Below are 20,950 nucleotides of genomic sequence, written 5' to 3'. Positions count from 1 at the left end.
AATTGGTATAGATATTGCAAAAAGAATTTTTCAAATTCATGGTGTAGATAAAAATGGCAAGACAGTATTAAAGAAAAAATTGATGAGAGATCAGGTTTTGACATTTATGGCTAATTTACCACAATGTTTAGTAGGGATGGAAGCTTGTGGTGGTTCTAGTTATTGGGCAAGAGAAATAACTAAATTAGGGCATGAAGTAAAACTAATGGCACCGCAATTTGTCAAACCATATGTTAAAACTAATAAAAATGATCAAGCAGATGCTGAAGCGATATGTGAAGCCGTGACAAGACCTAATATGAGATTTGTTGCAATTAAAACTATAGAGCAACAAGAAATTTTATCAATACATAGGGTAAGAGAGAGATTGGTAAAAAATCGTACAGCACTTGCTAATGAAATTAGGGGGCTACTACATGAGTTTGGTTTTATTGTTCCTCAAGGCATTAATAAGGTTATCACAAAATTAATTGAGATTTTAGATGCAGGGAAATTAAGCCAGTTAAGTTATCAAACATTTAGTGAACTAAAAGAAGAATTCTTAGATAATAACAGAAAAATAAAAGAGATAGAAAAACGATTAACAATGATAGCAAGTAACCTAACTCAATATCAACGATTAAGAGCTATACCTGGTCTTGGTTTAATTACTGCTACTGCTTTAATAGCATCAATAGGTAATGCTACAAGTTTTGAGAATGGCAGGCAATTATCGGCATGGCTAGGATTAGTGCCAAGACAACATTCAAGTGGTGGGAAGGATAAGCTGCTGGGAATTAGCAAGCGAGGTGATGTATACTTACGCACTTTATTAATTCAAGGGGCTAGAGCTGTACTAAATGCCAAGATAAGATTTACATCGGAAGAACAGAAATCTAAAAAAGATTTTAGCCAATTTACGAAATGGATGTTTAATTTATCTGAGCGAAGTAGCCATAATAAAACGACAGTTGCCATAGCTAATAAGTTGGCAAGAGTGGTGTTTGCTGTACTAAGATCAGGAGATGATTATGTAGAGAGTAAAGTTTGTAGCTAAAGAGTGTGTAGCATAGCACTTATAAGTAAAATAAATGGTGATTTATATAATGAATAGGTAAAAGCAAAACAATATGTAAGAGATTCCAACCCGAAATATGCTTGAGATAATTAATATTGATGGTAAATAAGACAAACCTTAGCTTACAAAAAAACTGCGTTTTTCAGTGGCTCTTTTAGAAGCCGATGGACTGATAAGTATATAGTTTGTAAGCCAGCGAATTCCATCAGGGCTGTAGAATAAATTAGGTTGATTTATCAGCTATAAGCCGGATACATGACTGCATTTGTTTGTTTTTATTATTGATGTTATTTTTTTCTTGCATTCTACAGGAGGTCCATACATGAAAAAATTGGACAAAAAAATGAAGGAGTGTGTTTCCGCAATAAGTTAGAATAAATAGCAATAAACTTAAGAGGAAAGATGAAGAAAAATAAAGTAAAAATTTTCAGTGCTTCAGAAAAAACGGGGATAGTATTAGAATTAATAAAAGAGGAGTCGACACTTGGTCAGTTAGCTTCAAAATATGCAATAAGTGTTAAAACAATTCAAAATTGGAAAAAACAGTTTTTAGGTAATGCGGCATTAGCTTTTGAACCAGCTAAAGTTTTGAGTGAATATCAAGCACAAATAAATCATTTACAAGAGCAAAATGATGAACTTGCTAAAGCTCTTGGTAGAATCACAGTTGAGAGGGACTGGGCCGTGGGAAAGCTCAAAAGCTTGGATTTATCAAATAAAAAGAGTCTTGTACACTCCAAGCTAAATCAACTCTCAAAATCAAGACAGTGTGAACTATTAAAGATTAGTCGATCTACAGCCTACTATAAATCCAAGGAGATGAGTATAAATAAATTAAGTATTTTAAATAGAATAGATGAAATATATACAGATAATCCTGAATTTGGTTATCGCTATATTCATCAACAGTTACTAGAAGATGGTTTTATTGTCGGTAAAGATCGAGTACTGAAATATATGAGGATGATGGGTATAGAAGCTATTTACCCACATAAGAAAAAATCGGAAAGTTCTATAATTAATCTCTCAGGGTTTAATTCCCCGAAGCTCTGCTTCGTGATATCATAAGAAACAACTAAAACTTTTTTAGATACCTCGTAGCTCTGCTGCGAGGAGCATCATTTAAATATAGATATATCATGGCTCATTTAACGATAGATGAAAGATTTAAAATATACGAAATGAATAAGAGTGGTTATAGCTCGCGATATATAGGGACAAAGATTGGCCGTGATAAAAGCACTATATGTTATGAACTCAAGAGAATGAGGCATAATTATAGACCAGATAGGGCTAACACACTTGCTTGCAGTTTAAGGCAAGGTAAGAGAAAAAGAAAATTAGATATTGATAATAATTTACGAGCAGAAATAATAAAGCAGTTAACACAGGGTATTTCACCAGATATAATTTCAGGTAGACGTAAACTATCACGAGATACTGTCAATATTTCTACAGAGAGTATATACCAGTTTATTTATACATCTCCTATAGCACAAAGGCAAAAATTATATTTATCTTTAGCAAGAAAAAGGAAAAATAGGTTGCATCATGGTACAAGAATCAGAAACAAAAGAATTACAATACCAAATCGAGTTTCCATTACTGAAAGACCAGAGATAAATAGAAAGATAGCAGCAATAGGTCATTTAGAAGGTGATTTAACTTTTAACAAAGGTAATCAAAGTCGTAATATAGGCGCTCTTGTGGATATCAGAACACAAAAAGTGTTTCTCACTTTAAACCGTTCAAAAAGAACACAAGATGTGATTGGTAACATGAATAAAAAACTTAAACAATTGTCGCATATAATCAAAAGCATAACGTTAGATAATGGCAAAGAATTTACCAATCATGAACAACTATTGCCAAAATCTGAACGAAAAGTATATTTTTGCAATCCTTATTCTCGGCTCTGTCTCATCAATTGTGTAAATTTCGTGAACCATTAAATTCTACCATCAAATTTGATCATAAAATGAGCCATAGCTTCATTCCAATTGGGGATAGGCATAGACCATTTTTTGGTAATATAATCAATTGTCAGATATAAAACTTTAAATACTGCGTCATCATTTGGAAAGATGCGTTTATTCTTAGTAACTTTTCTCAATTGGCTATTCAGCGATTCTATCGCATTTGTAGTGTAAATAATCTTACGAATCTCCTTTGGATATTGCAAGAAAATTATCAAATTATCCCAATTATTATACCAAGATTTAGCTATATGCGGATATTGCTTACTCCATTTTTGATCAAATGACTCAAGAGCTAATTCTGCTTCTTTTTCAGTAGCAGAAGTATAGATTAGTTTCAAATCCGCTGCTAATTGCTTTCTATCTTTATATGATACATATTTGAGGCTATTCCTGATCTGATGGACAATACAAATTTGATGTTCAGTTTTCGGATATACTGATGCAATAGCATCAGACATACCAGTTAGATTATCACTACAAGCAATTAAGATATCTTTTACTCCTCGATTCTTCATTTCAGTAAAATTACCAAGCCAAAATTTAGCTCCTTCATTCTCACTTATCCATAAGCCTAAAATATCCTTTCTGCCAGATAAATCTATTCCTAAAGCTACATATACTGATTTATTAATAATAAGTTTATCTTGTCTTACTTTCACTACTAAACAGTCAAAATATACTATAGGGTATACTGATTCAAGAGGTCTACTCTGCCAAATCTTGACCTCATCTATTACTTCATCTGTAATCCTGCTGATTAGGCTCTCACTGATCTCAGCTCCATATAATTCTTGCAATTGTGTTTTAATATCAGACACACTCATACCCTTCGCATATAAGGATATTATCTTTTGGTCTAAGCCATCTATTCTTGTTTGTTTCTTTGAGACTATTATAGGTTCAAATTTACCTTGTCTGTCTCTTGGAACATTTATCTCTATAGTACCATTCTCACTAATCAGATTCTTACTAAAACTACCATTCCTCGCATTCTCAGTTTCAGCTCTATCATACTTGCTATAACCTAAATGTTCTGACATCTCAGCATGCAGTGCTCGCTCTAAAATACCCTTGGTTAATTCCTTAATTAATCCATTCTGACTTAGTACTGTTTTTAAATCTACTCCGCCTTCTATCAGCAAATCTATTGCTTCATTTATTTTTTTATTCTTCTCTATTTGCATTTCTGTTACCTATATTTTTAATTACTTCTAATATAGGCTCAACAAAAATTTACACAATCATTGCAAAAGACTCACAAACTTAAATACCGTAACCCAACCGTATCCACGTAGGTGAATTTTTAGCCCTTCATCGGGAATCTCTAAAGTTTCCAAGCTAACATTACGATTAACTTTTCTATTTTTTCTTAGGTTGGTAACCCATATCCAACCTAAATTACGTATATGTTTTAAATTATCCAAACCACTATACCAAGCATCCATAACTATAGCATCAGGCTTGATACCTCTTTCTTTAGCTAAAGTAAGCATATCACAAAAATGCTCGTTCTTTGTTTTACCATCAGTTTCTTTATCATATATTCTATAATCTACAGGAGTAGATTGATCAATTTGAGTATTGTAATGCAGTAAGTTTACCATTCCTATACCAGGTATAACATCATGTACAGCCCCAGAATATTGATAATTTACAAGCTCGATCCTCTTACTGTATTGCTTTGACAATAAGGTGTCATCTCCCACTAATAAACAAGGATCTTCCAGATCAATATATTTTGACACTTTGCTATAGATTTCGCTAGGGCGAAAATCCTTACTCTTTAACCATCGACTTGCACTATCGTGCGATAGATCTAATGGACTTACTTCAGATAATGCTTTGCTAGTATATCTTACACTACTTGCTTGTAAGAATGATTTATATAAATCTTTGCTACATTTTGATCTTGTCATTTTTATCTAAAACTATTTTTCTCTAGATTAGCATATTATTTGCTAAGTGCGAAACTCCTGGCAGAATTAGCTCTTGAGTCATTTGATCAAAAATGGAGTAAGCAATATCCGCATATAGCTAAATCTTGGTATAATAATTGAGATAATTTGATAATTTTCTTGCAATATCCAAAGGAGATTCGTAAGATTATTTACACTACAAATGCGATAGAATCGCTGAATAGCCAATTGAGAAAAGTTACTAAGAATAAACGCATCTTTCCAAATGATGACGCAGTATTTAAGGTTTTATATCTGACAATTGATTATATTACCAAAAAATGGTCTATGCCTATCCCCAATTGGAATGAAGCTATGGCTCATTTTATGATCAAATTTGATGGTAGAATTTAATGGTTCACGAAATTTACACAATTGATGAGACAGAGCCATTTAAAACTTCTTTTGGTAGTAAGTTTCTATCAAGACATGATCAAAATATGACAAAAGAAATGTCTATTAAATGCCACTTATTAAACAAAATGTTTGAAATTGGTAAACCTATCTCTGTGCCTGTTGGCTAGGCTAGCATTGCGGGGTTAGGGGCAGTATATTCAAAAGCTTATTTATGCAACAAAGCCATGCTTATTCGGTCTTAAGTTACGCCAAACCCAAGGCTTTATAAACTGGCTCTTTGAAATATCGGGTTTATCTATTAGATGTCCAGACTATACAACATTAAGTAAGCGTATGAAGTCATTAGATCTTAGGTATTTACATGGAAATCAAGATAAAGAATTTAGTTGTATTTCAATGGATAGTACAGGGATACAAGCCTACACATGGAACGAATGGCTAGAAAATAAGCATGGTAAGCAATATAAGCGTCGCATATGGAAAAAGCTACATATCGTTATAGAAGATCAAGGTATGATACTTGCCGATAGTACCACAGAGCATACTATAGATGATAGATCACAGATTGGACTACTAATAGCTAATGTCAGAGCCAAGGATTTTCTGGGAGATCGAGGGTATGACGGTGAATCTACATATCAATTGTTGAGAAAGAAGAAGATAAAACCAGTTATTAGACCCCCAAACTCTTCAGTAAAAGTTCAATCGCTTAGGGATAAAACTGAGAGAGATGCAGCTGTTATATATCAACAAAACAAAGGATACCAAGCATGGAGGGTAAAGAATAATTATGGTAGAAGGGAGCGTGTAGAGAACACGTTCTTTCGATTTAAAACTTCTTTTGGTAGTAAGTTTCTATCAAGACATGATCAAGATATGACAAAAGAAATGTCTATTAAATGCCACTTATTAAACAAAATGTTTGAAATTGGTAAACCTATCTCTGTGCCTGTTGGCTAGGCTAGCATTGCGGGGTTAGGGGCAGTATATTCAAAAGCTTATTTATGCAACAAAGCCAATAAGCATCTGATCTTCAAACACTGTAATATAGCGTGATCACTATAGCGTCTAGGTCTTCCTCGTTTCATTTCCTCTCTGTAATCAGCATACCAGCCAATCGCCAAATCACTGGCAATCATAAAATCTATGCGACCCCTATTGCGTAAAAAATTATTATATTCTGACCAATTCGTTATTTTATATTTAGAATACTTGCGTGATTTACTAAAAGGGGCTTTCTTCCGAGATCTCATATAATCTGGATTATTTTGAATTCAGGACATCTTACCAGATTATCACCACTCTTGCTCTACAAATCTTATTTATGCAACAAAGCCTTGCAACTCCGGTGCTGATTCTAGCATTGATTCTATTTCATCCCAGTGCTTCACAAATGGATCCTTACGTGTCCTATATTTACGTATTGTGCGTAATTCGCTTGGATACTTATTAATACGTAAATACTTACGTGCCGTTTTTACACTCATACCTGCTTTTGCAGCAGAAATTATCTGATTATATTTTTTGAGCTTTTGCATTAAAATACCTACTTGGTTATTTGTACATGTCATCAGTAATTCTCGAATAATATTTAAATATTTAAAAATAAATTTTTATTCGATTTTACTGTCCATAGTTACTTCTTTTTTATAGGTAATTTTAATGTTCGTTGAGGGTAATTCTAATATTCGTTAGTCATATAGAACTTAATTTTGATAAAACCACCATGGAGCTAGCTAAGAACTGGAGTCAAAAAGTATCTGCAAGTACTATATCAAGATTGCTTAATAAATTAGGTTATAGTTATAAAAAAAACTTTTCTTCATCCCAAAAGGGATATTGGTCTAAGGAATGAGTTTATATTGAAACTAAAAACTATAGATAAACAAGATTTAGTATTTATAGATGAGTCTGGGATAGAAGATAATAGCTGTAGAGAACACGGGTGAAGCATTATCGGTCAAAGATGTTATGGTGAAAAGGTCTATCAACATCAATCACGTATTAGTATGATTGCTGGGCTGTGTGTCAAAGATATGATTGCCCCGATAATATTTGATGGAACATGTAATAAGAACATTTTTGAAACTTATGTACAAGAGATATTGATCAAGGAATTAAAGCCTAGTCAGATAGTCGTAATGGATAATAATGATGCTCCTCGCAGCAGAGCTACGAGGTATCTAAAAAAGTTTTAGTTGTTTCTTATGATATCACGAAGCAGAGCTTCGGGGAATTAAACCCTGAGAGATTAATAAATCAGTATATGTAGCTTTAGGAATAGATTTATCTGGCAGAAAGGATATTTTAGGCTTATGGATAAGTGAGAATGAAGGAGCTAAATTTTGGCTTGGTAATTTTACTGAAATGAAGAATCGAGGAGTAAAAGATATCTTAATTGCTTGTAGTGATAATCTAACTGGTATGTCTGATGCTATTGCATCAGTATATCCGAAAACTGAACATCAAATTTGTATTGTCCATCAGATCAGGAATAGCCTCAAATATGTATCATATAAAGATAGAAAGCAATTAGCAGCGGATTTGAAACTAATCCAGGAGTTTCGCACTTAGCAAAATTGTGTATTAGGCTCTGTCTCATCAATTGTGTAAATTTCGTGAACCATTAAATTCTACCATCAAATTTGATCATAAAATGAGCCATAGCTTCATTCCAATTGGGGATAGGCATAGACCATTTTTTGGTAATATAATCAATTGTCAGATATAAAACTTTAAATACTGCGTCATCATTTGGAAAGATGCGTTTATTCTTAGTAACTTTTCTCAATTGGCTATTCAGCGATTCTATCGCATTTGTAGTGTAAATAATCTTACGAATCTCCTTTGGATATTGCAAGAAAATTATCAAATTATCCCAATTATTATACCAAGATTTAGCTATATGCGGATATTGCTTACTCCATTTTTGATCAAATGACTCAAGAGCTAATTCTGCTTCTTTTTCAGTAGCAGAAGTATAGATTAGTTTCAAATCCGCTGCTAATTGCTTTCTATCTTTATATGATACATATTTGAGGCTATTCCTGATCTGATGGACAATACAAATTTGATGTTCAGTTTTCGGATATACTGATGCAATAGCATCAGACATACCAGTTAGATTATCACTACAAGCAATTAAGATATCTTTTACTCCTCGATTCTTCATTTCAGTAAAATTACCAAGCCAAAATTTAGCTCCTTCATTCTCACTTATCCATAAGCCTAAAATATCCTTTCTGCCAGATAAATCTATTCCTAAAGCTACATATACTGATTTATTAATAATAAGTTTATCTTGTCTTACTTTCACTACTAAACAGTCAAAATATACTATAGGGTATACTGATTCAAGAGGTCTACTCTGCCAAATCTTGACCTCATCTATTACTTCATCTGTAATCCTGCTGATTAGGCTCTCACTGATCTCAGCTCCATATAATTCTTGCAATTGTGTTTTAATATCAGACACACTCATACCCTTCGCATATAAGGATATTATCTTTTGGTCTAAGCCATCTATTCTTGTTTGTTTCTTTGAGACTATTATAGGTTCAAATTTACCTTGTCTGTCTCTTGGAACATTTAGCTCTATAGTACCATTCTCACTAATCAGATTCTTACTAAAACTACCATTCCTCGCATTCTCAGTTTCAGCTCTATCATACTTGCTATAACCTAAATGTTCTGACATCTCAGCATGCAGTGCTCGCTCTAAAATACCCTTGGTTAATTCCTTAATTAATCCATTCTGACTTAGTACTGTTTTTAAATCTACTCCGCCTTCTATCAGCAAATCTATTGCTTCATTTATTTTTTTATTCTTCTCTATTTGCATTTCTGTTACCTATATTTTTAATTACTTCTAATATAGGCTCAACAAAAATTTACACAATCATTGCAAAAGACTCGTGTATTAGTTAGAAGCCATTTAATGTTGTTCTGAATTGATGTTTTTATAACTTCCCAAGTTTGTTGATATAAAGTAATTTTTTCATTTATCCTCCTTTTGTTCATATCAAGCCATGCCAATACAGCAAGGCAAATATGATTTCTTTGAGCTCGACCCGTGCGTGCCTGACAGCATTCAATACCACAAGTTTGTTTTAATTCTCGATGATAAACTTCTATAGACCAACGTGCCTTAACAATTTTCTCTATTTGCTCACGTGTAGGATTCTCTAAATTAGTTGTTATGTAATCAATGCGACCATTTTTTGCCACAAACTTAAATACCGTAACCCAACCGTATCCACGTAGGTGAATTTTTAGCCCTTCATCGGGAATCTCCAAAGTGTCCAAGCTAACATTACGATTAACTTTTCTATTTTTTCTTAGGTTAGTAACCCATATCCAACCTAAATTACGTATATGTTTTAAATTATCCAAACCACTATACCTAGCATCCATGACTATGGCATCAGGATTGATACCTCTTTCTTTAGCTAAAGTAAGCATATCACAAAAATGCTCGTTCTTTGTTTTGCCATCAGTTTCTTTATCATATATTCTATAATCTACAGGAGTAGATTGATCAATTTGAGTATTGTAATGCAGTAAGTTTACCATTCCTATACCAGGTATAACATCATGTACAGCCCCAGAATATTGATAATTTACAATCTCGATCCTCTTACTGTATTGCTTTGACAATAAGGTGTCATCTCCTACTAATAAACAAGGGTCCTCTAGATCAAGATATTTTGACACTTTGCTATAGATTTCGCTAGGGCGAAAATCCTTACTCTTTAACCATCGACTTGCACTATCGTGCGATAGATCTACTGGGCTTACTTCAGATAATGCTTTGCCAGTATATCTTACACTACTTGCTTGTAAAAATGATTTATATAAATCTTTACTACATTTTGATCTTGTCATTTTTATCTAAAACTATTTTTCTCTAGATTAGCATATTCTTTGCTAAGTGCGAAACTCCTGTAATCTATACTTCTGCTACTGAAAAAGAAGCAGAATTAGCTCTTGAGTCATTTGATCAAAAATGGAGTAAGCAATATCCGCATATAGCTAAATCTTGGTATAATAATTGGGATAATTTGATAATTTTCTTGCAATATCCAAAGGAGATTCGTAAGATTATTTACACTACAAATGCGATAGAATCGCTGAATAGCCAATTGAGAAAAGTTACTAAGAATAAACGCATCTTTCCAAATGATGACGCAGTATTTAAGGTTTTATATCTGACAATTGATTATATTACCAAAAAATGGTCTATGCCTATCCCCAATTGGAATGAAGCTATGGCTCATTTTATGATCAAATTTGATGGTAGAATTTAATGGTTCACGAAATTTACACAATTGATGAGACAGAGCCGAAAACGTTAATTGAATCTGTTGGTTGCAGTATTTTATTTTTACCAACTTATTCTCCTGATTTAAATCCTATTGAGCATTACTGGTTTAAAATCAAGAATGAAATTAGGAAAGTTGCAGGAGATTTTGAAACATTCTATGATGCTGTTTACTATGTTCTTAAAAAAGTCACTACCTTATCGCATTAAGCTATACTTCTAATATAGGCTCAACAAAAATTTACACAATCATTGCAAAAGACTCTCTATCCATTCTTCATATATTTTACAAAAATTATCTACTAAATAATATACAGTTATGATACATCTTTTCATGTTGAGTTACTGATCTTTTATTAAAAAAATCTATCATAACTCAACATTAATCTCCTTTAAACCCTTTATCTATAAGCTTTCTATCTATCCCTTATCCTAAATTAGCGTTGATACACTCGTCACTTTTTTTAATCTCTCAGGGTTTAATTCCCCGAAGCTCTGCTTCGTGATATACTACTTGAATGGAAGAAAGCAGTTATATACATAAGAGTCATAATGCACAGTACTAATATATCATTTAGTAACGCCGGCAAAGTATAGAAGAGTAATATTCAATCAAGAACTAGATGATTATTTGTGTAAAATTTGTGAGCACATAGAAGATCGTTATGAAATTAGATTTTTAGAAATAGGAGTAGATAAAGATCACGTACATTTTTTATTACAGTCAATACCAATGTATAGCCCAACAAAAATAACTCAAATCATAAAAAGTATTACTTCTAAGAAAATGTTTGAGAAATATCCAAATCTTAAAGAAAAATTATGGGGAAGTGAGTTTTGGAGTAAAGGATATTTTATGAGCACAGTAGGTAAACATGGTGATGAGCAGAAATTACGTAGTCCCTCCGCCAAAACTCTAAAAAATATCACTTGTGTCACTAATTTCCAAAAATAGTGCGATTTTAGAGCAAATTACTCTAATTTTGAGGGCTGATTTTAAATTTTTGTATTAAAAACCACACTATTTCCCAAAATGCATTCATTTTTTTATTGTCATTTTTTTGTATTTCCATAAGCTTTTGATATAAAACCTTTCATTTTCTTATGGATTTTACTATGCATTTTTGCCTTAAAACCCTATTGCCTATAAGGCTTTTAGAGTTTTGGCGGACGGACTACGTAATTATGTACAGAATCAAGGTTCAGGCAAACCTTCTTATAAAGCATTTCAACAAAAACAGTTAAAGCTTTTTGGATAGATACCTCGTAGCTCTGCTGCGAGGAGCATCATTAAAAATTTTTTGTCAAAACTTCAGTTAATTCAGTTTACTATAAAAATTTAAAAAGAAATGGTAGCGAGGGAGGGATTTGAACCCCCGACACACGGATTATGATTCCGTCGCTCTAACCAACTGAGCTACCCCGCCAAAGATGTGTTTTTATTGTGGATTTTGCTGTAAATGCGATATTTTATTGTTCTTCAGTTAGTCTTAATTGCGTCCAATCTAAAAGCGTATTCTATATTATTTAGTTAGTTATTGCATGGCTCAGAGAATGCCCTACATGTCCTTCCCGCTTAAGGCTTGCCCTGCGTGGAACATTTTTCCATCCTATCCCGTGGCTTGTACCTAGTTATTGCATGGCTTCAATGTCATTCTCGCTTAAGACTTGCCCTGTGTGTATCGAAAAACGTGATCGGTGTCATCAGTTGCTTGGGAACTAGATCCAGAAAATAATAAAAATACTAATTTTATTAGTATTTTTAACTGGATCCCGTGAATAAATCACGGGGATGACAGGGGAAACTGATCTACGCAACAATACCGCCACGGGATGACGCAGAGGGCGTTTTTCGATCCACGCAATAATGCTTCACCTACACGAAAACAAAATAAAACAATAAATTAACGTTTAGAGAATTGTGTTTTCTTACGTGCTTTATGTTGCCCGTATTTCTTACGCTCTACTACTCTAGAATCACGTGTTAAGAAACCACCTTTACGTAAAACAGCATGAAAGTCTGGAGCTGATTGTGCTAATGCTTTAGATATACCGTGCAAGATAGCACCTTTCTGTCCTGAAATACCACCACCTCTAACTGTACAAACTATATCATACTGATTATTAGTCTTCGTTAAAGTAAAAGGTTGCAATATAGTTTTAACTTGCGTTTCAGAAGCAAAATATTGATCTAAACTTTTTTTATTAACAATTACTTGCCCTTTTCCTGGTTTAAGCCAAACTCGTGCTATAGCGTTTTTTCTTTTACCAGTAGCATAGAATCTACCTGAGTTATCCATTTTCTCTTTAGGAGTTTTAACTGTTTGTTTATCAGCAATTAAAGCTTCCTTATTTAGCGGCTTTTCTACTTTGTCTGTTTTAATCTTTAACGTTGTCATAGTTGATTACTTCTTATTTTTTGGATTTTGGCTTGCAAAATCATAAATTACAGGCTGCTGTCCTGCGTGAGGATGTGCATTATTTGCATAAATATATAGATTACTCATTTGCTTAGCACCTAAAGCATTTCTTGTAATCATTCTTTTAACTGCCATTTTAATGACTCGCTCAGGGTGTTTACCACTTAAAATTTTACCTGCAGTAGTATCCTTAATACCGCCTGGGAATCCCGTATGTCTATAATATATCTTCCCATCTTTAGGATTTGCTTTTTTACCGGTTAATGTTACATGCTCTGCATTGATTATGATTATATTATCACCACAATCCATATGAGGAGTAAAGCTAGGTTTATGTTTACCACGAAGCATATTAGCAACTCTACTTGCAAGTCTCCCAAGTACAACATTTTTTGCGTCTATAACCCACCATTTTTTTTCAATTTCCGATGGTTTTGCAGAATAAGTTTTCACAACAATATCTTTTTAATTAAAATTTTTGAATAAAGATCTAAAGCCATATTTAATAGCATTAATACCAGTAGTTTGTCAAGTTATATTTAGTACTATTTGTTTCCGAATATTATTTTTCTATCGGTAGAAAAATATAAGTTTTTATTAGCAGTTAAACCATAATAATGGATATTATTAATGATTTTAGTAATATTTGGCACTGTACCTAAATGATCATTATTATCTAAATCAAAGCTATATAAAACACCACTCATAGAAATAATATCTAGGCTGCGGCTGCCGTTATTCTCTGCTATAAAAGGTGCTAAGAAAGTAGAAGCTTTGAGTTTTTTGGAATCTTTTCCATCATTTAAATCAGCTACAAATTTTACTAAGCCTGTTTCAGGATTAAAAGCAGCTACCTGCCTTGCATTATTTGTGACAAATAAACTATTACCGATTAAGGATATTGATTGAATATCCTCAGCATTTACTTGCCAAATAGCTGCTCCTGTATCGAGATTTAATTTAATAAGCTTACCAAGCCCTGTTGCTATATATAAATTATTATTATCATAAATAGGAGCACATAAAATACTAGCTTCTTCAAAATTTGGTATAGCTACATGATCGAAACTTGCAAATTCAAAATTCCATTTTACTTCACCATTTTTTGTATTTAATGCAAGTATTTGTCCGGAATTATAAGTTATTATTACACTATCTTTATGTACTATCGGTGTCATGAAATAGCTTGCTGATAGAACTTCAGCTAAACTCTCATGCTCCCAAACGTTTTTTAAAGTTTCAGCATTTAAAGCTGTTGTTTGATTGCTGATTGTTTGGACTAAAACCGTGCTATCATTTAGCATAACCGGTTTTGTTCGGATGATATCAGGAAGCTGTTTTCTAATTATTTCATAACCTGTTTTTGCGTCAAGTACTACTAACAATCTTGAACCATATGTTACATATAATTTGTCGTTATAATGTAAAATGCCGCCACCAATGTAATTATCTTTTTTATTTCGGCTTAAATTATAAGACCAAATAACTTTATTTTTCTCTATAGAAAATGCTGAAACATTTGACCTTATATCTAACGCATAAATCATATCACCTACAAAAACAGGCTCTGTAATGGTTTTATTTTTAACAAAATCATATCGTTTGTTTTTTAACATATTTGGATTAAATGCATATATATTTGCACTGTTCCCTAAATATATTGGCTCGTTAGATTGCAGAGATAATTTAGGAGTTAATTCAACTATATTTTTTACTCTTTTTGGACCAAGTGCGTTACATGCACTTAAAATAATGAGCGGTAATAATAAACTTACTATTTTTTTGATCATATTTCTCCTTTAATTCTATTATTTAGCTCTATCTAAGCCTGCAAGCAAAGCTTTTGCTTGATCTTTTAGTAAATCTGAAGTGTTATTTGATGCTACTAAACGTCTTAAATTCTTTTCTGCTTCTGCAAGCATATTACTCTTAATATCCCAAATAGCTTTCATAATATTTGCCGTAGCCCAAAAAGGCTTATTTTCATCATCAAAATAATTTAAATATTTCACTAATTTTTCTTTGTCAGCAATATCTAGCTTTTCGTCATCGATAACGAGACTACACCATGCAATACGAGCATATGAAGTAACGATTTCTGAATATTCCTTATTTTCAATAATCTTACTGAGTAAATCTTTGGCTTCGGAATTTTGTTGCCCTGAAAGTTTTATAGCAACTTGCTCTAGTAAAGCAATCTCTTTTATCTTAGTATCACTAATGCTAACTAAATTCTCTAAGGTACTAATAGCAAGTTCCTTATTGCCTTGCACAGCTTCTAAATTAACTGCTTTAACAAAAATATCACCATTTTTTTGGTTATTTTCAATTTGCTTATTTTTATTGTTATTATTAATGACCATTATAGTAATAGCTATTAAGGCAATAATTATTACTATAGGTAAAAGTCTTTTAAAAAAAATTAGCCTTTTTTCTTCATTTTGATCATTTAATACTTCGTCTAGAATATCTGTCATATTTTTTATTTTGATTTAGTGGTACAGCCAAATTTGAGCTTAGCATCCTCTGCCATTTTTTTAGATGCAGCTGTCCTGTTACTTGGGAATTCCTTATTCAGCTTATCAAGTATATTGCAAGCTTCCGTAGTCTTTTTTAATTCGCCAAGCGAAAGTGCTAGCTTTAATAGACCATCAGAAGATTTTGCTCCTTTTGGTGATTCTTTATAACCTTTCAAGTAATTGACAGCAGCCGTATTATAATCTTTTTGTTTAAAAAAGCATTCTCCATACCAAAAATAAGCATTACTAATCATTGAACTCTTAGGATATTTTTGGATAAAGTTTTTGAATTTATTTTTAGCATCATCAGTTTTATTATCTTTGTAAGAAGCAAGAGCTAAATCATAAGCTTGTTTATCAGGTGCAACATCCTTGTTAGGTTCAGGAGCAGTTTTTACTTCCTCTACGTTATTAGGCAGATCTTTAAGCAGACTTATGTCAAAAATATCAGGGGTATTTTGATGATCTGTTTCCGAAGTTTCAGTGTTTTCATTTAGTTGTGGAATATTAGAATTTTTGCTTAATATATCAATTTTATGCTGTAAAACCTCAATTTTACCAATCAATCTTCTAATTTCTTGCTCTTGCTCATCCAATCTACTTTCAAAATCATTACTTGCTGCATATTTTAAAGGTTGTCCCTTTATAGTCCCGCTTTCTGCAAACGTTAATAATGAAAATAAAAGAGTAAATATTAAAATAACTAGCTTCATATTATTTTTTTATTTTTACAATAATGTTTCTTATAATACTGAAAATTTTCTAACATTCCACATGTTTTTAAAAATCTTATAATAAACTATCATATACCGCAGATATTTTATATTTCAATGCTGCCGTCATAAGCAAAAGTCAGTATAATAGTAGTTCCTTCATTTATTTTACTTTGCAAATCAAATTTACCATTCATAAGCTCAACTAACTTTTTAGTAAGGGGTAGTCCGAGTCCAGTACCTTCATATTTGCGTCTAAGTTCACTATCAATCTGTCCAAATGTTGATAAAGTTTTTGGAATATCTTTTTCTTCAATACCAATACCGGTATCTATAACTTTTATATATACTAATTTAGCTAGCTCATCTTTTGCCATTGTAACAGTAACGCTTCCACCAAAGTTTGTAAATTTCACCGCATTTGATAAAAGATTTAAAAATACTTGCTTAAGTCTTTTTGGATCTGCCTTTATAACGATATGCTCTTTTGGTGACTTGTTAACTAATTCTACTCCAGCTTGATCAGCACGAGGCTTAACAAGTATAAGTGACGAGCTAACCAATTTATTTAAATCAAGATCAATACTATCTACTTTTAGCTTATCTGCAGAAGCCTTAGAAAGATCCAAAATATCGTTAATCATACTAAGTAGATGCTTACCGGCATCATTAATATCTTTAATATAATTTCTACTTTTTTCTGGATCTTTTTCTGACATTAAAATTTCAGAAAAGCCTATTATGGCGTTCAGGGGTGTTCGTAACTCATGACTAATATTGGCAAAGAATTTTGTATTTGATGAACTAGTCTTTTCTACCTTTATTATTTCAGCTTTTAAATTTCTATTTGTTATTAGCTGCTCTTCGATAATATGCCTAGCATAATTAGTATTACTAACAATTATGGTACAAAATATTATAAAGATAATAATAAAAGTTATAAAAACTTTTTGCTCAAGAGATATTATATTTTGCCATTGATTAGTAATATTAGTATTAATCTCAAGTATTGCATCTACTGGAAAATTGTTTAAATCACTACCTATAATAGGTATATAGCTAGTAATAAAAGAAGCTTTTTTTTCTGTTAAATCATTTTCATTCTGAATTATAACCCTAGGAAGTAATATATGACTTGTAACGCCTTCAAGAGCACTTAATAAAGGTGCTTTTGCAGTAAGAGATCTAAAAAAATATTTATCAATTTTTGCGGTGAATATTTCAACTAAACTATCATCTGGATAATTATCCACACTATACATATTTAGCATATTACTGGTAATAAATTTATTACCGTTAAGATCATACAGAGAAATGTTAATATCAAGATTAGTAAACCAATCAGCAGTAATAATGACAAAATCAATGAATTCTTGATCTTGTAATAATTTTAAATAGCCAAATTTATGTAATTTATTAATTACATTTTCATGAGCATTCCAAATATTGCGGGTATAAAGACAAGCAATTTTAGTGTTTTGTAAAGCTAACTGTTTTACTATCATCTCTTTTATCATAAAATAACGATAAAACATCATATTTATGACAATATTAAGAAATAATACAACAAATGATAATCTGACTATATATTTATTATGGTTCATTATCACCTTATTTTTCTGTATAGTATAGTGGACTAATGGTATGGACCTCCTGATATAGAGAATGAAAAGCAGTTGCTAATCTTCTAGGGTTAATATTTAACATATTAAAACAACAATTAAGGAGGTCCATATGGAGGTTACTACAATTGGTATAGATATTGCAAAAAGAATTTTTCAAATTCATGGTGTAGATAAAAATGGCAAGACAGTATTAAAGAAAAAATTGATGAGAGATCAGGTTTTGACATTTATGGCTAATTTACCACAATGTTTAGTAGGGATGGAAGCTTGTGGTGGTTCTAGTTATTGGGCAAGAGAAATAACTAAATTAGGGCATGAAGTAAAACTAATGGCACCGCAATTTGTCAAACCATATGTTAAAACTAATAAAAATGATCAAGCAGATGCTGAAGCGATATGTGAAGCCGTGACAAGACCTAATATGAGATTTGTTGCAATTAAAACTATAGAGCAACAAGAAATTTTATCAATACATAGGGTAAGAGAGAGATTGGTAAAAAATCGTACAGCACTTGCTAATGAAATTAGGGGGCTACTACATGAGTTTGGTTTTATTGTTCCTCAAGGCATTAATAAGGTTATCACAAAATTAATTGAGATTTTAGATGCAGGGAAATTAAGCCAGTTAAGTTATCAAACATTTAGTGAACTAAAAGAAGAATTCTTAGATAATAACAGAAAAATAAAAGAGATAGAAAAACGATTAACAATGATAGCAAGTAACCTAACTCAATATCAACGATTAAGAGCTATACCTGGTCTTGGTTTAATTACTGCTACTGCTTTAATAGCATCAATAGGTAATGCTACAAGTTTTGAGAATGGCAGGCAATTATCGGCATGGCTAGGATTAGTGCCAAGACAACATTCAAGTGGTGGGAAGGATAAGCTGCTGGGAATTAGCAAGCGAGGTGATGTATACTTACGCACTTTATTAATTCAAGGGGCTAGAGCTGTACTAAATGCCAAGATAAGATTTACATCGGAAGAACAGAAATCTAAAAAAGATTTTAGCCAATTTACGAAATGGATGTTTAATTTATCTGAGCGAAGTAGCCATAATAAAACGACAGTTGCCATAGCTAATAAGTTGGCAAGAGTGGTGTTTGCTGTACTAAGATCAGGAGATGATTATGTAGAGAGTAAAGTTTGTAGCTAAAGAGTGTGTAGCATAGCACTTATAAGTAAAATAAATGGTGATTTATATAATGAATAGGTAAAAGCAAAACAATATGTAAGAGATTCCAACCCGAAATATGCTTGAGATAATTAATATTGATGGTAAATAAGACAAACCTTAGCTTACAAAAAAACTGCGTTTTTCAGTGGCTCTTTTAGAAGCCGATGGACTGATAAGTATATAGTTTGTAAGCCAGCGAATTCCATCAGGGCTGTAGAATAAATTAGGTTGATTTATCAGCTATAAGCCGGATACATGACTGCATTTGTTTGTTTTTATTATTGATGTTATTTTTTTCTTGCATTCTACAGGAGGTCCATACATGAAAAATCAAGACAAAAAAATGAGTAGTATGTTTTCCTAATTTTTCGATTATCAGGCAGCAATTTGCTGATAATTTTGCATATAATTCAGATATACATTCATAGGCTTTTTATAACCAATACTTGAATGAAATCTGTGATAATTATATTTATTCAGATAATGATCAATCCCCTCTTTTAACTCTTTAACATTGTTAAAATCATTGATAAAGATACAATTATATTTTAAAGTTCTAAAAAACCTTTCTATTACTATATTATTAATACTTCTACCTTTGCCATTCATTGAAATTTGGATATCATGCTCCTTGAGAATATTTATGTGGTCATAACTGGTATATTGGCTACCTTGATCACTATTCAATATCTGTGGAGCGTTATACTTACTTAGAGCTTGTTTCAAGACATCAGTTACAAGAGATGCATCCATAGAATTTGACAGTTTATAGCTCAATATGGCCTTGCTATGCCAATCTATAATAGCTGCCACATACATAAAGCCACCATTAGTGCTAATGTAAGTAATGTCACCAACTCCAAACCTCAATGATGCTCCTCGCAGCAGAGCTACGAGGTATCTAAAAAAGTTTTAGTTGTTTCTTATGATATCACGAAGCAGAGCTTCGGGGAATTAAACCCTGAGAGATTAATAAATCATTTCTACCATTAATTAATAAAAACCCTACAAGAAAGCCTGAAATAAGCTATTCTGAGCTGTTAACAATAGTGCTTTTATACCATCAATCACCTTGTAAAAACTTTAAATATTTTTATATGTCCTATCTACAATTATATAAATCAGACTTTGTATCTCTTCCATCATATACTCGTTTTATAGCTCTAAAACCAAGAGTTCTGAGTTATTTAGTTTTATTACTTGAATGGTATATGCAGGCAGCTCAATCTACGGGAGTTTCTTATATTGACGCCACATCTTTAGAGGTTTGTCATCGAAAAAGAATCTCTCGTAATAAAGTCTTTGCCGGTATTGCTGCTTTGGGTAAAACAACAAAAAGTTGGTTTTTTGGTCTAAAATTACATTTGGTTATTAACGAAAAAGGTGAGATTCAAGGTCTAAAACTAACGCCTGGTAATGTAGATGATAGAGCGCCGGGTTCGATAATCACCAAACATATCACGGGATTATTGTTTGGCGATAAGGGTTATATCAAACAGGAGCTCTTTGATGATCTATACAGCAAAGGAATCAAGTTAGTAACTGGCATAAAGAAGAAAATGAAGAATAAACTTATGCCATTATTTGAAAAAATATTATTACGCAAACGCTCAATTATCGAAACAGTATTTAGTGTGCTGAAGGGTGCTTTCGAGATCGAACATACAAGACATAGATCAATTTGGAATGCCTTTGTACATATCTTATCCGCCCTAATTGCATACTGTATGAAACCTAACAAACCTGCTATATCTCAAAATTAGCTAATCCAGAATTCAGCAGGAGTTTCGCACTTAGCAAATAATATGCTAATCTAGAGAAAAAT

The 20,950-nt window shown here is 32.2% G+C and carries 18 protein-coding genes, 1 tRNA gene and 8 pseudogenes; 13 read left to right on the top strand and 14 right to left on the bottom strand.

Translation table 11 applies throughout. The features are described from left to right. Position 1 precedes the first annotated feature (1 nt). The 3 genes and pseudogenes from AAHI98_RS10480 to AAHI98_RS10470 form a co-directional block, all read left to right on the top strand. Positions 2–1,036, top strand: coding sequence for an IS110 family RNA-guided transposase (locus tag AAHI98_RS10480; protein ID WP_458693697.1), 1,035 nt, complete (start codon positions 2–4; stop codon positions 1,034–1,036). Between the two features lie 423 nt (positions 1,037–1,459). Then, positions 1,460–2,125, top strand: coding sequence for an IS3 family transposase (locus AAHI98_RS10475; RefSeq protein WP_342225345.1), 666 nt, complete (start codon positions 1,460–1,462; stop codon positions 2,123–2,125). Positions 2,126–2,196: 71 nt separating this feature from the next. After that, a pseudogene (locus AAHI98_RS10470) lies at positions 2,197–3,006 on the top strand (IS30 family transposase); the annotation flags it as partial. Here the strand turns inward: AAHI98_RS10470 and AAHI98_RS10465 are convergent. After that, entirely contained in the window at positions 3,006–4,220 is a 1,215-nt protein-coding gene (locus tag AAHI98_RS10465) for an IS256 family transposase (RefSeq protein ID WP_342224684.1), read from the bottom strand. The pseudogene AAHI98_RS10470 and the gene AAHI98_RS10465 overlap by 1 nt on opposite strands. A 69-nt stretch (positions 4,221–4,289) precedes the next feature. Next, positions 4,290–4,952: pseudogene (locus AAHI98_RS10460) on the bottom strand (transposase); the annotation flags it as partial. Between the two features lie 60 nt (positions 4,953–5,012). Between AAHI98_RS10460 and AAHI98_RS10455 the strand changes: the two are divergent. The 3 genes and pseudogenes from AAHI98_RS10455 to AAHI98_RS10445 all read left to right on the top strand — a co-directional run. Beyond that, a pseudogene (locus AAHI98_RS10455) lies at positions 5,013–5,345 on the top strand (transposase); the annotation flags it as partial. Then, positions 5,345–5,515: a hypothetical protein gene (locus tag AAHI98_RS10450; RefSeq protein WP_342225825.1), complete on the top strand. Its 171-nt coding sequence runs from the start codon at positions 5,345–5,347 to the stop codon at positions 5,513–5,515. The pseudogene AAHI98_RS10455 and the gene AAHI98_RS10450, both read left to right, overlap by 1 nt. 28 nt (positions 5,516–5,543) lie before the next feature. Further along, a complete protein-coding gene (locus AAHI98_RS10445; RefSeq protein ID WP_342226181.1) occupies positions 5,544–6,308 on the top strand; it encodes an IS5 family transposase in 765 nt (254 codons plus the stop codon). 38 nt (positions 6,309–6,346) lie between these two features. On the opposite strand, the gene AAHI98_RS10440 is transcribed toward AAHI98_RS10445, so the two are convergent. After that, positions 6,347–6,601 carry a transposase gene (locus AAHI98_RS10440; protein WP_342225824.1) on the bottom strand — a complete coding sequence of 85 codons (255 nt, stop codon included), beginning with the start codon at positions 6,599–6,601 and terminating at the stop codon, positions 6,347–6,349. Between the two features lie 69 nt (positions 6,602–6,670). Beyond that, on the bottom strand, positions 6,671–6,919 hold the full coding sequence (locus tag AAHI98_RS10435) for a hypothetical protein (protein ID WP_342225823.1): 249 nt from the start codon (positions 6,917–6,919) through the stop codon (positions 6,671–6,673). Positions 6,920–7,357: 438 nt separating this feature from the next. On the opposite strand from AAHI98_RS10435, the gene AAHI98_RS18180 reads away from it, so the two are divergent. Both AAHI98_RS18180 and AAHI98_RS10425 read left to right on the top strand, forming a co-directional pair. Continuing rightward, positions 7,358–7,546 carry a transposase gene (locus AAHI98_RS18180; RefSeq protein WP_410526232.1) on the top strand — a complete coding sequence of 63 codons (189 nt, stop codon included), beginning with the start codon at positions 7,358–7,360 and terminating at the stop codon, positions 7,544–7,546. A gap of 52 nt (positions 7,547–7,598) precedes the next feature. Further along, positions 7,599–7,904 (top strand): annotated as a pseudogene (locus AAHI98_RS10425) (transposase); the annotation flags it as partial. Between the two features lie 70 nt (positions 7,905–7,974). Here the strand turns inward: AAHI98_RS10425 and AAHI98_RS10420 are convergent. Beyond that, positions 7,975–9,189 carry an IS256 family transposase gene (locus AAHI98_RS10420; RefSeq protein WP_342224662.1) on the bottom strand — a complete coding sequence of 405 codons (1,215 nt, stop codon included), beginning with the start codon at positions 9,187–9,189 and terminating at the stop codon, positions 7,975–7,977. Positions 9,190–9,227: 38 nt separating this feature from the next. Further along, entirely contained in the window at positions 9,228–10,232 is a 1,005-nt protein-coding gene (locus AAHI98_RS10415) for an IS701 family transposase (RefSeq protein WP_342225822.1), read from the bottom strand. 62 nt (positions 10,233–10,294) lie between these two features. Between AAHI98_RS10415 and AAHI98_RS10410 the strand changes: the two are divergent. The 3 pseudogenes from AAHI98_RS10410 to tnpA form a co-directional block, all read left to right on the top strand. Then, a pseudogene (locus AAHI98_RS10410) lies at positions 10,295–10,654 on the top strand (transposase); the annotation flags it as partial. After that, positions 10,648–10,878: pseudogene (locus AAHI98_RS10405) on the top strand (transposase); the annotation flags it as partial. The pseudogenes AAHI98_RS10410 and AAHI98_RS10405, both read left to right, overlap by 7 nt. Before the next feature lie 308 nt (positions 10,879–11,186). Beyond that, positions 11,187–11,563 (top strand): annotated as a pseudogene (tnpA, locus tag AAHI98_RS10400) (IS200/IS605 family transposase); the annotation flags it as partial. 455 nt (positions 11,564–12,018) lie between these two features. On the opposite strand, the gene AAHI98_RS10395 reads toward tnpA, so the two are convergent. The 7 genes from AAHI98_RS10395 to AAHI98_RS10365 all read right to left on the bottom strand — a co-directional run bounded on the left by AAHI98_RS10395 (position 12,019) and on the right by AAHI98_RS10365 (position 17,924). Continuing rightward, positions 12,019–12,095: transfer RNA gene (locus AAHI98_RS10395), tRNA-Met, on the bottom strand. A gap of 477 nt (positions 12,096–12,572) precedes the next feature. Further along, positions 12,573–13,067, bottom strand: a complete 495-nt coding sequence (gene rpsI, locus AAHI98_RS10390) for a 30S ribosomal protein S9 (protein WP_011476917.1) — start codon at positions 13,065–13,067, stop codon at positions 12,573–12,575. Between the two features lie 6 nt (positions 13,068–13,073). After that, on the bottom strand, positions 13,074–13,541 hold the full coding sequence (gene rplM, locus AAHI98_RS10385) for a 50S ribosomal protein L13 (RefSeq protein ID WP_342225821.1): 468 nt from the start codon (positions 13,539–13,541) through the stop codon (positions 13,074–13,076). Between the two features lie 92 nt (positions 13,542–13,633). Beyond that, positions 13,634–14,878, bottom strand: a complete 1,245-nt coding sequence (locus AAHI98_RS10380) for an outer membrane protein assembly factor BamB family protein (RefSeq protein ID WP_342225820.1) — start codon at positions 14,876–14,878, stop codon at positions 13,634–13,636. Between the two features lie 18 nt (positions 14,879–14,896). Further along, a complete protein-coding gene (locus AAHI98_RS10375; RefSeq protein WP_342225819.1) occupies positions 14,897–15,565 on the bottom strand; it encodes a DUF2659 family protein in 669 nt (222 codons plus the stop codon). 5 nt (positions 15,566–15,570) lie between these two features. Next, the gene (gene ybgF, locus AAHI98_RS10370; protein WP_342225818.1) at positions 15,571–16,320 is read right to left on the bottom strand and encodes a tol-pal system protein YbgF; all 750 of its coding nucleotides are present in this window, start codon (positions 16,318–16,320) and stop codon (positions 15,571–15,573) included. Between the two features lie 107 nt (positions 16,321–16,427). After that, positions 16,428–17,924: a sensor histidine kinase gene (locus tag AAHI98_RS10365; protein ID WP_342225817.1), complete on the bottom strand. Its 1,497-nt coding sequence runs from the start codon at positions 17,922–17,924 to the stop codon at positions 16,428–16,430. 130 nt (positions 17,925–18,054) lie between these two features. On the opposite strand from AAHI98_RS10365, the gene AAHI98_RS10360 reads away from it, so the two are divergent. Beyond that, positions 18,055–19,104, top strand: coding sequence for an IS110 family RNA-guided transposase (locus AAHI98_RS10360; RefSeq protein ID WP_342224642.1), 1,050 nt, complete (start codon positions 18,055–18,057; stop codon positions 19,102–19,104). Between the two features lie 396 nt (positions 19,105–19,500). On the opposite strand, the pseudogene AAHI98_RS10355 reads toward AAHI98_RS10360, so the two are convergent. Continuing rightward, a pseudogene (locus AAHI98_RS10355) lies at positions 19,501–19,980 on the bottom strand (IS3 family transposase); the annotation flags it as partial. Between the two features lie 113 nt (positions 19,981–20,093). Here AAHI98_RS10355 and AAHI98_RS10350 point away from each other — a divergent pair. Further along, positions 20,094–20,888, top strand: a complete 795-nt coding sequence (locus tag AAHI98_RS10350; protein ID WP_458693696.1) for an IS982 family transposase — start codon at positions 20,094–20,096, stop codon at positions 20,886–20,888. Positions 20,889–20,950: the final 62 nt, after the last annotated feature.

The sequence above is a fragment of the Rickettsia endosymbiont of Urophora cardui genome, from assembly GCF_964030725.1.
In the GTDB taxonomy this organism is placed as follows: domain Bacteria; phylum Pseudomonadota; class Alphaproteobacteria; order Rickettsiales; family Rickettsiaceae; genus Rickettsia.
This window is presented reverse-complemented; position numbering and strand designations above follow the sequence as displayed.

Excerpts from the sequence above, each read along its gene's own strand:
- AAHI98_RS10375 (WP_342225819.1), bottom strand. The coding sequence starts at position 15,565 with ATGACAGATATTCTAGACGAAGTATTAAATGATCAAAATGAAGAAAAA.
- AAHI98_RS10440 (WP_342225824.1), bottom strand. The coding sequence starts at position 6,601 with ATGAGATCTCGGAAGAAAGCCCCTTTTAGTAAATCACGCAAGTATTCT.
- rpsI (WP_011476917.1), bottom strand. The coding sequence starts at position 13,067 with ATGACAACGTTAAAGATTAAAACAGACAAAGTAGAAAAGCCGCTAAAT.
- ybgF (WP_342225818.1), bottom strand. The coding sequence starts at position 16,320 with ATGAAGCTAGTTATTTTAATATTTACTCTTTTATTTTCATTATTAACG.
- AAHI98_RS10360 (WP_342224642.1), top strand. The coding sequence starts at position 18,055 with ATGGAGGTTACTACAATTGGTATAGATATTGCAAAAAGAATTTTTCAA.
- AAHI98_RS10420 (WP_342224662.1), bottom strand. The coding sequence starts at position 9,189 with ATGCAAATAGAGAAGAATAAAAAAATAAATGAAGCAATAGATTTGCTG.
- AAHI98_RS10465 (WP_342224684.1), bottom strand. The coding sequence starts at position 4,220 with ATGCAAATAGAGAAGAATAAAAAAATAAATGAAGCAATAGATTTGCTG.
- AAHI98_RS10415 (WP_342225822.1), bottom strand. The coding sequence starts at position 10,232 with ATGACAAGATCAAAATGTAGTAAAGATTTATATAAATCATTTTTACAA.
- AAHI98_RS18180 (WP_410526232.1), top strand. The coding sequence starts at position 7,358 with ATGATTGCTGGGCTGTGTGTCAAAGATATGATTGCCCCGATAATATTT.
- AAHI98_RS10435 (WP_342225823.1), bottom strand. The coding sequence starts at position 6,919 with ATGACATGTACAAATAACCAAGTAGGTATTTTAATGCAAAAGCTCAAA.
- AAHI98_RS10450 (WP_342225825.1), top strand. The coding sequence starts at position 5,345 with ATGGTTCACGAAATTTACACAATTGATGAGACAGAGCCATTTAAAACT.
- AAHI98_RS10475 (WP_342225345.1), top strand. The coding sequence starts at position 1,460 with ATGAAGAAAAATAAAGTAAAAATTTTCAGTGCTTCAGAAAAAACGGGG.
- AAHI98_RS10380 (WP_342225820.1), bottom strand. The coding sequence starts at position 14,878 with ATGATCAAAAAAATAGTAAGTTTATTATTACCGCTCATTATTTTAAGT.
- AAHI98_RS10365 (WP_342225817.1), bottom strand. The coding sequence starts at position 17,924 with ATGAACCATAATAAATATATAGTCAGATTATCATTTGTTGTATTATTT.